The sequence below is a fragment of the Tropicimonas sp. S265A genome, from assembly GCF_049800835.1.
Classification (GTDB): domain Bacteria; phylum Pseudomonadota; class Alphaproteobacteria; order Rhodobacterales; family Rhodobacteraceae; genus Dinoroseobacter.
The window spans coordinates 1,490,702-1,505,346 of record NZ_JBNAFU010000001.1 but is presented as its reverse complement, the minus strand read 5'-3'; the positions used below and the strand labels follow the sequence as shown (position 1 = coordinate 1,505,346).

Annotated in this window: 6 protein-coding genes, 3 tRNA genes, 3 rRNA genes and 1 pseudogene; 10 read left to right on the top strand and 3 right to left on the bottom strand. The window is 59.1% G+C overall.

Going from position 1 to position 14,645, the window contains the following annotated elements:
- Positions 1-255 precede the first annotated feature (255 nt).
- From ACP15N_RS07460 to ACP15N_RS07425, 8 genes and pseudogenes are all read left to right on the top strand, one after another.
- Positions 256-1,719: ribosomal RNA gene (locus tag ACP15N_RS07460) — 16S ribosomal RNA — on the top strand.
- A 288-nt stretch (positions 1,720-2,007) separates the two neighbouring features.
- Positions 2,008-2,084, top strand: a tRNA-Ile gene (locus tag ACP15N_RS07455).
- 170 nt (positions 2,085-2,254) lie between these two features.
- Positions 2,255-2,330, top strand: a tRNA-Ala gene (locus ACP15N_RS07450).
- A gap of 478 nt (positions 2,331-2,808) precedes the next feature.
- Positions 2,809-5,676, top strand: a 23S ribosomal RNA gene (locus ACP15N_RS07445).
- Positions 5,677-5,799: 123 nt separating this feature from the next.
- A 5S ribosomal RNA gene (gene rrf, locus ACP15N_RS07440) occupies positions 5,800-5,914 on the top strand.
- Together the 16S, 23S and 5S rRNA genes with 3 tRNA genes alongside form the textbook arrangement of a ribosomal RNA operon.
- Before the next feature lie 92 nt (positions 5,915-6,006).
- Positions 6,007-6,083, top strand: a tRNA-Met gene (locus tag ACP15N_RS07435).
- A 302-nt stretch (positions 6,084-6,385) separates the two neighbouring features.
- Positions 6,386-7,213 carry an NmrA family NAD(P)-binding protein gene (locus ACP15N_RS07430; RefSeq protein WP_425091577.1) on the top strand — a complete coding sequence of 276 codons (828 nt, stop codon included), beginning with the start codon at positions 6,386-6,388 and terminating at the stop codon, positions 7,211-7,213.
- A 143-nt stretch (positions 7,214-7,356) separates the two neighbouring features.
- Positions 7,357-7,800 (top strand): annotated as a pseudogene (locus tag ACP15N_RS07425) (DUF1772 domain-containing protein); the annotation flags it as partial.
- A 68-nt stretch (positions 7,801-7,868) separates the two neighbouring features.
- Here ACP15N_RS07425 and ACP15N_RS07420 read toward each other — a convergent pair.
- Complete coding sequence (locus ACP15N_RS07420; RefSeq protein ID WP_425091576.1) at positions 7,869-10,079, bottom strand: transporter; 2,211 nt, start codon at positions 10,077-10,079, stop codon at positions 7,869-7,871.
- Between the two features lie 194 nt (positions 10,080-10,273).
- Here ACP15N_RS07420 and fahA point away from each other — a divergent pair, with 194 nt between their 5' ends.
- Both fahA and xylB read left to right on the top strand, forming a co-directional pair.
- The gene (fahA, locus tag ACP15N_RS07415; RefSeq protein WP_425091575.1) at positions 10,274-11,548 is read left to right on the top strand and encodes a fumarylacetoacetase; all 1,275 of its coding nucleotides are present in this window, start codon (positions 10,274-10,276) and stop codon (positions 11,546-11,548) included.
- Complete coding sequence (gene xylB, locus ACP15N_RS07410; RefSeq protein WP_425091574.1) at positions 11,487-13,100, top strand: xylulokinase; 1,614 nt, start codon at positions 11,487-11,489, stop codon at positions 13,098-13,100. Before fahA ends, xylB begins: the two co-directional genes overlap by 62 nt.
- On the opposite strand, the gene ACP15N_RS07405 is transcribed toward xylB, so the two are convergent.
- Together ACP15N_RS07405 and ACP15N_RS07400 are read right to left on the bottom strand one after the other, a co-directional pair.
- Positions 13,097-13,486 (bottom strand): hypothetical protein, encoded by a 390-nt coding sequence (locus ACP15N_RS07405; protein WP_425091573.1) that lies wholly within the window; start codon positions 13,484-13,486, stop codon positions 13,097-13,099. The genes xylB and ACP15N_RS07405 overlap by 4 nt on opposite strands.
- A 14-nt stretch (positions 13,487-13,500) precedes the next feature.
- Positions 13,501-14,556, bottom strand: a complete 1,056-nt coding sequence (locus ACP15N_RS07400) for a hypothetical protein (RefSeq protein WP_425091572.1) — start codon at positions 14,554-14,556, stop codon at positions 13,501-13,503.
- Between the last annotated feature and the right edge of the window lie 89 nt (positions 14,557-14,645).

Here is a 14,645-nt window from a genome sequence, read left to right as displayed (position 1 = left end):
CGCTCTTTGACATTGTGATATATTCTGAAGGGATATGCGGGCGGTTTGGTTGAAAATGTCGACTGACTGACTTTTGTATATCTCTACGCCTTTAGGGTTGCTTCGGCGATCTGATGATAAGGTGTCAGCTTCACTGTTTGTCGGTTCTTGTTCTCTTTGGAGGATGAACTGCAAACAGAGATATCCCTCGGGTTAGCCTTCGAGGGATGATGTGCAGAGGTTCTTTCTGTCAAGAACGTCGCGATTGCGGCGTTTCAACTTGAGAGTTTGATCCTGGCTCAGAACGAACGCTGGCGGCAGGCTTAACACATGCAAGTCGAGCGAACCTTCGGGTTAGCGGCGGACGGGTGAGTAACGCGTGGGAACATACCTTTCACTACGGAATAGCCCCGGGAAACTGGGAGTAATACCGTATACGCCCTTTTGGGGAAAGATTTATCGGTGAGAGATTGGCCCGCGTTGGATTAGGTAGTTGGTGGGGTAACGGCCTACCAAGCCGACGATCCATAGCTGGTTTGAGAGGATGATCAGCCACACTGGGACTGAGACACGGCCCAGACTCCTACGGGAGGCAGCAGTGGGGAATCTTAGACAATGGGGGCAACCCTGATCTAGCCATGCCGCGTGTGTGATGAAGGCCCTAGGGTCGTAAAGCACTTTCGCCTGTGATGATAATGACAGTAGCAGGTAAAGAAACCCCGGCTAACTCCGTGCCAGCAGCCGCGGTAATACGGAGGGGGTTAGCGTTGTTCGGAATTACTGGGCGTAAAGCGCGCGTAGGCGGATTAGTCAGTCAGAGGTGAAATCCCGGGGCTCAACCCCGGAACTGCCTTTGATACTGCTAGTCTTGAGTTCGAGAGAGGTGAGTGGAATTCCGAGTGTAGAGGTGAAATTCGTAGATATTCGGAGGAACACCAGTGGCGAAGGCGGCTCACTGGCTCGATACTGACGCTGAGGTGCGAAAGTGTGGGGAGCAAACAGGATTAGATACCCTGGTAGTCCACACCGTAAACGATGAATGCCAGACGTCGGCAAGCATGCTTGTCGGTGTCACACCTAACGGATTAAGCATTCCGCCTGGGGAGTACGGTCGCAAGATTAAAACTCAAAGGAATTGACGGGGGCCCGCACAAGCGGTGGAGCATGTGGTTTAATTCGAAGCAACGCGCAGAACCTTACCAACCCTTGACATGTGGATCGCGGTTACCGGAGACGGTTTCCTTCAGTTCGGCTGGATTCAACACAGGTGCTGCATGGCTGTCGTCAGCTCGTGTCGTGAGATGTTCGGTTAAGTCCGGCAACGAGCGCAACCCACATCCTTAGTTGCCAGCAGTTCGGCTGGGCACTCTAGGGAAACTGCCCGTGATAAGCGGGAGGAAGGTGTGGATGACGTCAAGTCCTCATGGCCCTTACGGGTTGGGCTACACACGTGCTACAATGGCAGTGACAATGGGTTAATCCCCAAAAACTGTCTCAGTTCGGATTGTCGTCTGCAACTCGACGGCATGAAGTCGGAATCGCTAGTAATCGCGTAACAGCATGACGCGGTGAATACGTTCCCGGGCCTTGTACACACCGCCCGTCACACCATGGGAGTTGGTTCTACCTGACGGCCGTGCGCTAACCTTCGGGAGGCAGCGGACCACGGTAGGATCAGCGACTGGGGTGAAGTCGTAACAAGGTAGCCGTAGGGGAACCTGCGGCTGGATCACCTCCTTTCTAAGGATGTTCCTGGCTTTTTGAGTTCGCTCGGAAACGTGGAACACTTAGCAGCCCGTAACCCGTTCTTCGGAACGGCTGGGCATAAAAGGGCGCTGCTCAAGGCGTCCTTGATCAGGCCGTCCTCATATCTCTTCAGAACACGGAATGCGGGTTAACCGCCGCATTCACTAGCCGATCCCGAAGGTCTCCATAGTGGTCATCCTCGGAGCTTGCGCTCCTCGGCGCTGCGCCTTGTGATCGTCCGCCGGACGATCTCATCCCGGATACGATCCGGGACCGGCTTACGGGTCGGTAGCTCAGGTGGTTAGAGCGCACGCCTGATAAGCGTGAGGTCGGAGGTTCAAGTCCTCCTCGACCCACCACCGTTCAATTTGCCGCGCAAATTGGACGTGTCGCGGAAGCGATTGGCTCTGCCAATTGCGTGCGACCCGTTTGGGTTGCGTGAACAGCTCCCGGAATGGAGACGGTGTGTGGCCGCAGTTCTTCTTCGAAGAACCGCTTACCCACACCAGGCCCCATTTGCGGAGCAAATGGGGCCTTAGCTCAGCTGGGAGAGCGCCTGATTTGCATTCAGGAGGTCAGCGGTTCGATCCCGCTAGGCTCCACCAAGCCTTTTGTGCAGCAAAAGGCGTTGCCCGGCAGTCGCGTCGCAGAAGCGATGAGAGGGCAGGTTCTAGCGATGTAGGGCGCCAGAGATCGAATAAATAAGAATACACTTTTGAGCAGTTCTTCGGAACTTCTGAAATGTTTGTTCTCGGGGGATGCGTAAGCATTGCCCGGCAGACAACGGTGCGTGACCCGCAGGTTCCTCTGGAACCCGCTACATCACGCCCAACGCAGTCGCGTCGCGACTGCTTTGAAATCGTATAGAGAGTTAAACATCAGAGATTGCTGATCTTCCCAAGTGCGGGTTGATCTGCTGACAGTCTTTCGGGGCTGAGCAGCGCGGCAATTTTTGTTCCAAGTCAAGTACACTAACCACCGCGATCCGACAGGATTGCGGACCAAGCCCCCTGTGAACCAGCGGGGGGTGGGATAGTAAAGCTTTGTTCCGGGAGTTGGCGCTGTGCGTCTTCTTCTGGATCAAATCAAGCGCGAAAAGGGCGTTTGGTGAATGCCTTGGCAGCAAGAGGCGATGAAGGACGTGATACTCTGCGATAAGCTGGGGGGAGCCGAGAATAGGCTTTGATCCCCGGATCTCCGAATGGGGCAACCCACCTGACAGTTTGTTATTATTGCACTTCGGTGCGGTTAATAACGGGCTGAACCAGGTACTTTGTGACTGAATACATAGGTTACAAAGAGCAAACCCGGGGAACTGAAACATCTAAGTACCCGGAGGAAAGGACATCAACAGATACTCCCCTAGTAGCGGCGAGCGAACGGGGACCAGCCGAGCCTGATAAGTGACCAGAATATGTTGGGAAACATAGCCATAGTGGGTGATAGCCCCGTATGGGAAGCTTTGAGGGACGTATTAAGTAGGGCGGGACACGTGAAATCCTGTCTGAACATGGGGGGACCACCCTCCAAGGCTAAGTACTCCTTGCTGACCGATAGTGAACCAGTACCGTGAGGGAAAGGTGAAAAGCACCCCGACGAGGGGAGTGAAACAGTTCCTGAAACCGAACGCTTACAAGCAGTCGGAGCCTCCTTGAGAGGTGACGGCGTACCTTTTGTATAATGGGTCATCGACTTGGTCTCACGAGCAAGCTTAAGCCGTTAGGTGTAGGCGCAGCGAAAGCGAGTCTTAATAGGGCGCATGAGTTCGTGGGATCAGACCCGAAACCGAGTGATCTAGGCATGTCCAGGATGAAGGTTGGGTAACACCAACTGGAGGTCCGAACCCACACCTGTTGAAAAAGGTCGGGATGAGGTGTGCCTAGGGGTGAAAGGCCAATCAAACTCGGAGATAGCTGGTTCTCTGCGAAATCTATTTAGGTAGAGCGTCATCCGAATACCCCGGGGGGTAGAGCACTGGATGGGTAATGGGGCCCCACAGGCTTACTGATCCTAACCAAACTCCGAATACCCGGGAGTACTAGATGGCAGACACACTGCGGATGCTAACGTCCGTAGTGGAGAGGGAAACAACCCTGACCTACAGCTAAGGCCCCTAATTCATGGCTAAGTGGGAAAGCAGGTGGGACGACCAAAACAACCAGGAGGTTGGCTTAGAAGCAGCCATCCTTTAAAGATAGCGTAACAGCTCACTGGTCTAAACAAGTTGTCCTGCGGCGAAGATGTAACGGGGCTCAAGCCATGAGCCGAAGCTTAGGATGCCGTAAGGCATGGTAGCAGAGCGTGGTGTGAAAAAACTCCTAGTTTGTTATATCGCCGGTCTACGAGCGGTGCGGGCAACCGCGCTCAAGTAGCGAAGCGGTAGCGCAAACAAGGAGTTATCGATGAAGCCGGGGCGTGAGCCATCCGGTGGAGAGATCACCAGTGAGAATGATGACATGAGTAGCGACAAACAGGGTGAGAGACCCTGTCGCCGAAAGTCCAAGGGTTCCTGCTTAAAGTTAATCTGAGCAGGGTAAGCCGACCCCTAAGGCGAGGCCGAAAGGCGTAGTCGATGGGAATCCGGTTAATATTCCGGAGCCAGGAAGAAGTGACGGATCGCAGGTGTAGTTCAACCTTATCGGATTGGTTGGGCTGCTGAGCGGTTCCTGGAAATAGCTCTTCCGTGAGATCGTACCCGAAACCGACACAGGTGGACTGGTAGAGCATACCAAGGCGCTTGAGAGAACGATGTTGAAGGAACTCGGCAAAATACCTCCGTAAGTTCGCGAGAAGGAGGCCCGGTTCTTAGGCAACTGAGGGCTGGGGGCACAAACCAGGGGGTGGCGACTGTTTACTAAAAACACAGGGCTCTGCGAAGTCGCAAGACGACGTATAGGGTCTGACGCCTGCCCGGTGCCTGAAGGTTAAAAGGAGGAGTGCAAGCTCCGAATTGAAGCCCAGGTAAACGGCGGCCGTAACTATAACGGTCCTAAGGTAGCGAAATTCCTTGTCGGGTAAGTTCCGACCTGCACGAATGGCGTAACGACTTCCCCGCTGTCTCCAACATCGACTCAGCGAAATTGAATTGCCTGTCAAGATGCAGGCTTCCCGCGGTTAGACGGAAAGACCCCGTGCACCTTTACTACAGCTTCACACTGGCATCAGGCCATGCATGTGCAGGATAGGTGGTGGGCTTTGAAACCAGGACGCCAGTCTTGGTGGAGCCTCCCTTGAGATACCACCCTTGCATCGCTTGATGTCTAACCGCGGTCCGTTATCCGGATCCGGGACCCTGTGTGGCGGGTAGTTTGACTGGGGCGGTCGCCTCCTAAAGCGTAACGGAGGCGCGCGAAGGTTGGCTCAGAGCGGTCGGAAATCGCTCGTTGAGTGCAATGGCAGAAGCCAGCCTGACTGCGAGACTGACAAGTCGAGCAGAGTCGAAAGACGGCCATAGTGATCCGGTGGTCCCGAGTGGAAGGGCCATCGCTCAACGGATAAAAGGTACGCCGGGGATAACAGGCTGATGGTGCCCAAGAGTCCATATCGACGGCACCGTTTGGCACCTCGATGTCGGCTCATCTCATCCTGGGGCTGGAGCAGGTCCCAAGGGTACGGCTGTTCGCCGTTTAAAGAGGTACGTGAGCTGGGTTTAGAACGTCGTGAGACAGTTCGGTCCCTATCTGCCGTGGGTGTAGGATACTTGAGAGGAGTTGCCCCTAGTACGAGAGGACCGGGGTGAACGATCCACTGGTGGACCAGTTGTCATGCCAATGGCAGTGCTGGGTAGCTATGATCGGAAAGGATAACCGCTGAAGGCATCTAAGCGGGAAGCCCCCCTCAAAACAAGGTATCCCTGAGAACCGTCGTAGACCACGACGTCGATAGGCCGGAGATGTAAGTGCAGTAATGCATTCAGTTGACCGGTACTAATGGTTCGATAGGCTTGATTTGATCCAGTAGAAGGCGCAAAACGCGACCCCTGCTGCAAAGCCCCCCTTGGCTTGGAACATCCTCTGATTGACACAAAACCGGCGACTGCATCGCAAAATCGACCGGAAACGGCTTTTTCCTCGGTTTGGTGGTCATAGCGCGAGCAAAACACCCGATCCCATCCCGAACTCGGTCGTTAAGTGCCGTAGCGCCAATGGTACTGCGTCTTAAGGCGTGGGAGAGTAGGTCACCGCCAAACCTAGAAAAAAGCCAATAAAAATAGTCTCGTTTACCTCTCGATACGATCTCGAAACAAACGCACCAATGCGGACAAAAATCCGCAAAAAATGGCGCGGGATGGAGCAGCCCGGTAGCTCGTCAGGCTCATAACCTGAAGGTCGTAGGTTCAAATCCTACTCCCGCAACCAAAATACCCTGTAGTGCCTCCGTCGGTTTTCCCGTGGAGGCATTTTGATTTTCAGTTTGACGTGTGTCGGCTGCCGCTTGGGCAGGCGCCCGTTTGCCAGAAAACATGAAGCTGAGGTCCGGTTGCGGGCTCGGTGACGTGGTTCTGTGGTCTTGCGGGACGTGGCCACGGATGCAGCGGCTGCGTGCGTGGCGCTGCGAGAAAGCTCTGGCAGGGTCGGTCAAAACACTGGCAGTTCCGGTCAAGACGCTGGCCCGCGCGGCGCGTACTCCTTGGGTATCAACTCTGCCAGGGAGATAGACCATGAAATCCGAACCAATTCTCGTTATCGGCGCGACCGGCAAGACCGGTTCGCGCGTTGCCTCGAAGCTCGAAGCGCTCGGTTACCCCGTGCGGCGCGGGTCGCGGCAGTCGGCGATCCCGTTCGACTGGGAGGAACCCGAGACCTGGGCGCCTGCCCTTGCGGGGGTCCGATCCGCATATGTGACGTATTTTCCCGATCTCGCCTTTCCGGGTGCGGTGGAGAAACTGGAACGCCTCTGCGCGGTCGCCAAAACGGCCGGTGTCGCGCATCTCGTACTTCTTTCGGGACGCGGGGAACACCACGCGCGCTTGGGCGAAGAGGTCGTCCGAGCATCGGGGATCGACTTCACCCTCGTACGCGCTGCGTGGTTCGCCCAGAACTTCAGCGAAGGGTACCTGCGTGACCCGGTCCTGTCCGGGATCTTGCCGATGCCCGGCGGACAGGTGAAGGAACCGATCATCGACATCGAAGATATCGCGGATGTCGTCGTGACCGTACTCACCGAAGACGGGCACAAAGGTGCGCTGTATGAGGTAACAGGCCCGCGTTTGATGAGTTTCGCGGAGATGGCCGCAGTGTTGTCCGAGGCTACGGGACAGCAGACCCGCCACGTTCCGATTTCCTTTGACGATTTTCACGCGAACGTGGCCGAGGCCGGCGGTAACTTCGTCGCTGACGTCTTCACTGCGATCGCGCGCGAGACGCTGGACGGACGAAACGCAAGGGTTTGCGACGGCGTTCAGCGTGCACTCGGGCGACCGCCGCGGGATTTCGCCGAGTTTGCACGAAGTGCTGCCAAGGCCGGACGCTGGTCAGTGGCCGCCTGACGTCTTAGCGGAGCAGGCGAGGCAAGAGACGCCTGTTCCGCAGTCCGGACTGCATGGACGGTCCGGGACAAAAGCTGCGGATTCGAGGGCAAAAAACATCCCGTTTCCATTGAGACCCCGTAACTCATTGAAAGGCATCGAAAATGTCCCAAGTTCTGTTCTTGCTGATCGCAGTTGCCACCCTTGCCTATGCCTTCGTCGGTGGGGTGTTTCTAGCGTTCTCGGACTTCATCATGCGGTCGCTGGCCCGCACCGGCGCGTCGCAGGGAACCGCAACGATGCAGTCCGTGAACGAGGAGGTCTTCCGCTGGGTGTTCATGGCCTTGTTCCTCGGGATGGCGGGCGCATCGCTCGGGCTGATCGGTTTTGCGGTCGTTTTCCTGAGCGGTCCGGCGGCGACAGTGATCGGCCTCGCGGGAGGCATCTACTTGATCGGGTGTTTCGCGGTGACCGTGGTGTGCAACGTGCCCATGAATGAAGCGTTGGCGCGAATGGACCCAGGCTCAGAGGCGACGCAAGTCTACTGGAACGAGGTTTACGTGCCGCGCTGGTCGTTCTGGAACACGGTGCGCACCATGGCCTGCGCGATGTCGTCCGCTCTGCTTCTGGTTGCGGTGATGCTGCTGGCCGAAGGCCGCGCGCTGGCGCAGGAAGATCAGTCCGAAAACATCCGTAACGCCGAGAGCGGGTTTGCGAAATCGTCGGTCCAGATCGGACCGCCATCAGACGGCAGGGCTTGCCACCTCTCGTTGGACAAGAACGCATCGAAACGCGCTTTGTCCGGCGTCAGCACGACGACGTTGGATGGGTAACCGGCCTCAAGGTTCTCGGGGATTTCGATCTGAAGCGCGGTGTACATGTTCAGGTTTTCGGCCAGTCGCGCCAGAGGTTTCGCGATATCGTAGTATCGATTGGAGATATGGAATACGAGCACGCCATCCGAGGTGATCCGCGCGCGATAGAGTTCGATCGCTTCGCGTGTCAGCAGATGCATCGGAATGGAATCGGAACTGTAGGCGTCCAGATACAGGATATCGAAGGTGAAATCCTGCTGTCCGAGCACGATGCGGGCGTCCCCCAGATGGGTTTTGCTGTCGGGCGCGCACTCGGACATGTAGCTGAACAGGTCCGGGTTGCGGGCCACGCGGTCGACCATCTCGTCGATTTCATAGAAGTCCCAAGTTTGGCCCGGGTGTGCGTAGCAGGCCAGTGCGCCGACCCCGAGGCCGACCACGCCAACCCGCTCGGCAGCTTTGCCGAAGTCGGATTTGATGATCTGCGCCATCGGGCTTCCGGGGTGGTAGTAGGCCAGTGGCGTGGGGCGCGTGCCCTGCTCTGAGACCCGTTGGGAGCCGTGGATCGTGGTACCGTTCACATAGAGCCGTTTGCCGTGCGCATCGTAGACCTTGTGCGCCCCGAAGAAGCTGCGATCCCGGAAAAGGTGATCTTCGGCAGCGCCCGTGAGGTCAAGGATCGCATAGGTTGCGAGCGCGAGCACGATCGCAACGGGGTGTTTGTTGAGCACCGCGAGCGACAGCGCAAAACCGATGATCACCGCAAAAAGAAGCGTGACATTCAACTTGATGCCAAGCAGATCGGGCAGCATGTCAAAGGCCAAGAAGGCCGTTGTTGCGGAAAGAAGCGCTATGGCGAGGGCACGCGGTGTCATGCGGGTCTTGCCCATCAGGCAGAGCAATACGCCCGCCAGCACGACGGTGACATAGCCTTCGTAGATGCCCGAGAACAGTGCGGGAGCGAGGATCGAGTTGAACACCCCGCCCAAAGCGCCCCCGACGGACATCGAGATATAGAAAACCGTCAGGTGCGCGGCGTCAGGTCGGCGGTTGTAAAGAGTGCGGTGCGCTTGAACGGCGACAATGAAAAGCGCCGGGGCGAACAAGAGCGCACTGATCGGAGCGTGTTGCGAGATCACCGAACCGCTCATCAGGATGGCGCAGATGCCGATGGACACGATCGCGCCAAGGCGCAGCGTCGCGGGGCTGACAATCTGGCGGTTCGAGAAGGCAACCACGAAGGACAGGATATAGAGCGCAAGCGGGATCACCCAGATCAGCGGAAGCGCACCGAGATCCGCGCTGACCTTGGTGGTGATTGTCAGCATCAGCGAGGATGGCACGAAGGCGATGAACATCCATGTGCCAACCTCTCGCAGGTTGGGGGCAGCCGTGGCCTTGACCGCTTCGGCTGCTTCGGCTGTTGCACTTGATCTGGACGAGGTTTGCAGGCCGCTCAGGATCATCAGTGCCCCAAACACCACAAATGCCCCGGCCCAGATCGTGCCGATCTGTTCGGCACCCAGATTGGGTTCGGCAAGCAGCGGGAAGCTCAGAAGTGCCAGAAGCGAGCCGATGTTGCTGGCCCCATAAAGGAAATATGGATCCTCCGCCGACGGGCCGCCGGACCTGACATACCAGGCTTGCAGAAGCGGTGCATTGGCCGACAAAAGGGCAAAGGGAACGCCGACGCCCAAGGCAAACAGCTCCAGCGTCTGCCATGTCGTGTTGGCGTTGGCGTCATAGCTCCATCCCTCGGCCGCGGCGAGGGGCAGGAACGCCAGCGATGCGGCCCAGAACGCCACATGCACCGGCAATTGCAGGCGGTGCGGAACGTAGCGGGTCAGGAGATGCGCGTAGACGTAACCGGCAATCAGAACCAGTTGGAAGAACAGCATTGCCGTTGTCCACACCGCAGGCGCGCCGCCGATCTGCGGCAGGACCATCTTGGCGAACAGTGGCTGCACGAAGAACAGCAACGTCGCGCTGAGGAAAATCGTCACCGTGAAACTGATCGCCGCCAGCAGGTTGCCGCCGCTTTTCTTGACGGGAATTGGTTCTGCAATGCTCATGAGGCTGCTCGCGTTGAAATATCCGGGCGTTGTCGGGGATTTTGGCTCGATAGGGCCCCGAGACTTTGGCGAAAGAAGGGCGCTCTTGGAGGGCCAACTTGGAAAAACTGTGTCGCCACTGTCCAATTTGCGCGTATCAAGGGCCTGAGACCGCGCCGCGACTGGCATGACGGACACGAGGACGGAGGGGGCGAATGCCGGACCTGAACGCGACCCATGATCCGGCGCGGCGCAGTTGGGTCGAAAGCGCCAATCGTCCGGACACTGATTTCCCGATCCAGAACCTGCCCTACGGCGTGTTCAGCGCGGGGGACGGGCGCAAGCGCGTGGGTGTTGCGATCGGGGATATGATACTCGATCTCAGCGCGGCTGAGGCATCAGGCGTGCTGACCCCCGGCGGCGCGGACAGGGTGTTTGCGCAGGGCGTGTTGAATCCGCTGATGGCATTGCCCCCGTCGATCTGGTCTGCCACGCGCGCGCGAATTTCCGATATGCTGGATGCGGATCGCGGGGATCCGACAGTGCCGCTTGTGGCGCAATCCGACGCAACCATGCACCTGCCGATTTTCGTGCGCAGTTTCACGGATTTCTACGCCTCCAGAGAACACGCGACCCATGTCGGTACGATGTTCCGGGGCGCTGAAAATGCGCTTATGCCGAACTGGCTGCATATGCCCATCGGGTATAACGGTCGCGCCTCCACCGTGGTCGTGTCCGGCACGGACATCCGCCGCCCGCTGGGGCAGATCAAGGCTCCGGACGCCGAGGCGCCAGAGGTGGGACCGAGCGCGAAACTGGATTTCGAGCTCGAACTGGGGGCCATTGTGGGGCAGCCGAGCCAGATGGGAACGCCGGTCACGACGGACCGAGCGTTCGAGATGTGTTTTGGGTTCGTGCTGCTCAACGACTGGTCGGCGCGCGACATTCAGGTGTGGGAGTACCAGCCGCTTGGTCCGTTTCAGTCGAAAGCGTTCGGAACGTCGATCAGCCCCTGGGTTGTCACACGCGAGGCGTTGGAGCCGTTCCGGCACGCGACTCCGGAGCGTGAAAAACCGCTTCTGCCCTACCTGCATGCCGCCTCGGACACCAATTTCGACATCCGGCTTGAAGTCGATCTTGCCCCGGCGGGCGGGCCCGCTGCCGTAATCAGCCGGACGAACGCAAAGACACTCTACTACTCCACCGCGCAACAACTGGCGCATCACACGTTGTCGGGCTGCGCGATGGAGACCGGCGATCTGTTGGGGTCCGGCACCATTTCGGGCGCGCAACCTGGCAGCTTTGGCTGTCTGCTTGAACTGAGCTCAAACGGGCGTACACCTGTGCCGGTCGGGGCGCAGGATCGCGCGTTTCTGCATGATGGCGATACCGTGACGTTGCGCGGGTGGTGCGAGGGGCCTTACCGAATTGGATTTGGCGCCTGTACCGGTACGATCCTCCCCGCGACGCGAAGGCCAAACGGGGTTTGATCGAGGGGAAAACGACCCACTGGGTGCGCGCGGGTGCTTTCACAGCGCGCCGGCCTGTGATTTCCTCCAGTCCAGACGGACACGGAGCAAGACAATTCTATTCCTCGGCATTGATATCGGAACCTCCGCCGTAAAGCTCTGCCTGATAGATACGCACGGTGCGCTCGCCGAAACCCGCGCGGCCCCTGTTGCGACCTCTCATCCTTTTCCGACCGCGAGCGAGCAGGACCCTGATGCGTGGTTTCAGGCATTGGCGACGGCTTTGTCGGGCGTTTCGACGACCCTGCGCAGTCGGGTCGGCGGGATCGGCCTGTCCGGGCAGATGCATGGCGCAGTGATGCTGGGGCAGGACTTGCGTCCGGTTGCGCCGGCGATCTTGTGGAACGACGGCCGTTCGGCGAAGGAATGCGCAACCATGCATGCCTGCGCGCCGGATCTTGGCCAGATCGCGGGCGTTCCGGCAATGCCGGGGTTCACGGCGCCGAAGCTGCTGTGGCTCAAGGCGCATGACCCGGACCGGCATGCGCGCATTCGCAAGGTGCTTCTGCCCAAGGATTATGTCGGCCTGCAATTGCACGGTCAGTGCGTGACGGATCCCACGGATGCGGCGGGTACCCACTGGCTTGATCAGGCATCGGTCACGTGGTCCGAGCTGTTGTGCACCATAAGCGCGACGGACCCAAACTGGTTGCCGGAGATCAAGACCGGCAATTCAGTGGCCGGAAAACTGCTGCCCGAAACTGCGGACGCATTGGGTCTGCCCGCACGTATCCCGGTGGCAGTCGGGGCGGGCGACGCCGCCGCCGGGGCAATCGGCATCGGTGCGACCGAGGATGGCGATGGGTTCATCTCGCTCGGGACGTCCGGACAGATGTTCGTCACCACCAAGTCCTATCGCCCGAACCCTGAAAGCCGCGTGCATGCCTATGCCCACACCCTGCCGGGGCTTTGGTTTCAGATGGCCTGCATGCTCAACGGTGCGCGGCCGATGGCGTGGTTGTCGGAGATACTGAACCGTCCGATCCAGGACCTGCTGGCCGAGGCAGAGCAGGCCCCGCCCGGACCCTTGTTCCTTCCGTATCTGACCGGGGAGCGCACGCCGCATGGCAACACGGATATTCGTGCCGGGTTCTGGGGACTTGGGGAGGATACGACGCATGGCATGATGATGCGCGCCGTGGTCGAGGCGATTGCTTTCAGCTTTGCCGATGCCGCCGATGCGCTGGCAGCGGCGGGCACGCGGCCCGCGCACCTGCTGGCCATCGGGGGTGGCACACGCAGCGACTTTCTGCTGCAGATGATCGCCGACGTCACCCAGACCCCTATAGGGCGCAGCGCGGATGCGGATATCGGCCCGGCGCTCGGTGCGGCGCGGCTCGCGCAGATGGCGGTGACAGGGGAGGCACCCTCAAGGGTCGCGCGCAAACCGCAGGTCTCGACCAACTTCGCGCCTGCGCCGGACGGCCGGGCGCGCCATGCAGCGCGGCTGGCAGGATACCGGCAGCTTTATCCGGCATTGCAATCGGTCGGCAACGCAATGCGCGAAGCTTAATCCTCGGGCCCCTTGACCTGTTGCGACAGCCAGAAGCCGTAGTTCACGCTGACATTATCGACCAGTTCGGACAGCTCGCTGATCTGCGACACCATCTGCGCCTGCGCCTGAAGCACGATGTTGCCCGACTGTGCGAGGTATTTCGGCACCGTATCGGTGTCTGGCAGCGATTGCGCGTAGTTCATCCATTCCGCCCAATCGTTCATCCACGATGTCTGCAGCGCGGCGGAGCGTTTGAATGTCGACATCCCAAGCTCCCACGCCTCAGTGATCGTGGTGGGTTTTGGCGGTTGCGTGGCCAGCTTGAGCGTATCGCTGACGGTGTGCGCACAGCGCGCGGCCTGCGTTGCCTGAAGTTTCATGCCCTTGGTGACGTGGTTGTCCATGTCTCGTCCTCTCCTCACCCTGTGGTCAGGCGCGTAAGCATCGCCTTGATGGCTTTGATCTGTACGGCGTCCTGCGAATAGTAGTCCGGGGTGTTGGGATCCTGTGCACTGTAGCCCCACCAGTCCCAGCAGCCGTCCGGGTTCTGCACCACGGTGCTGTCGCCGCCATCGGCTTGCGGGAACAAGATGATCAGGTTGTTCGCTTCGGCCCATTCCATGTAGCCGGTCGTGCGCACGTACCGGTCGCCATAGGGAGGCGTGTTCTGAATGTCCTCGCGTCCGTTGATGTAATCCACATAGGCGTAGCCTTGCTTGCAGCCATGCAGGACGACGTGCACGCCAAGCGGTTTGGCCTTGCCCGCAGCCACGGCGGAGGGAATGTAGACATAGCCGAACTCTGCCATGCAGGCGCGCTCCTGTGGGCCCTCCACATAATCGGCCTGCTCGAACCGCAGCAAGTCGCCCTTGGGGCGGTCAGCGGCGGGTTTCGCGCCCGGATAGATGTGGTCCAGGATCTTGTGTGACTGCATGTAGTCGCCCTTGTTGATATAGGGCGGCTGGTTGGCGCTGAGCGGGCTGTCTTCGGGGTTTGTCGTGATGATCGAATGCCCTGCCGGCACGTCATCCACGAAACACAGCGCATCGCCCGAGACGCCCAGAGATTCGTAAAACGCACGGGTGCTGCGCACCGCGTACTGGTTGACGACTGCGTCTTTCGTCCCGGTGAAGATGTAAAGCCGTTGGGTGGCGAGATTGTCCAGAGGGTCAATATTCCCGGTTGCGCGCGCCTGCTCGACAAGGGCGCTGGCATCCGGGGCCACGGATGCGGTCAGCGGGGTCATCGCGATATACAGTGAGTTCAGGATGCAGGAACTTGGCGCGGTTGGCGCCGCGCGATAGCTTTCGGCGGCGCGGTAGGGCCCCCCGGCAATCACGCCCGCACCAATGAAGTCAGACGAATGCGCGATATGTAGTTGTACCGTCATGAAGGCGCCGGAAGACAGGCCCGAGACAGAATGGCGGCCCTTGGTGGAAAACGACGGGAGGGGGAGGACGGAACAGTCCAGCATGCGAACCTCGGCAGGGTTGGGGCCAGTGGCGCCAGGGAAGTGAGTGTGCAGTCGGGCCCTCCCAAACCAGGACCGCACTGCGTTTTCGG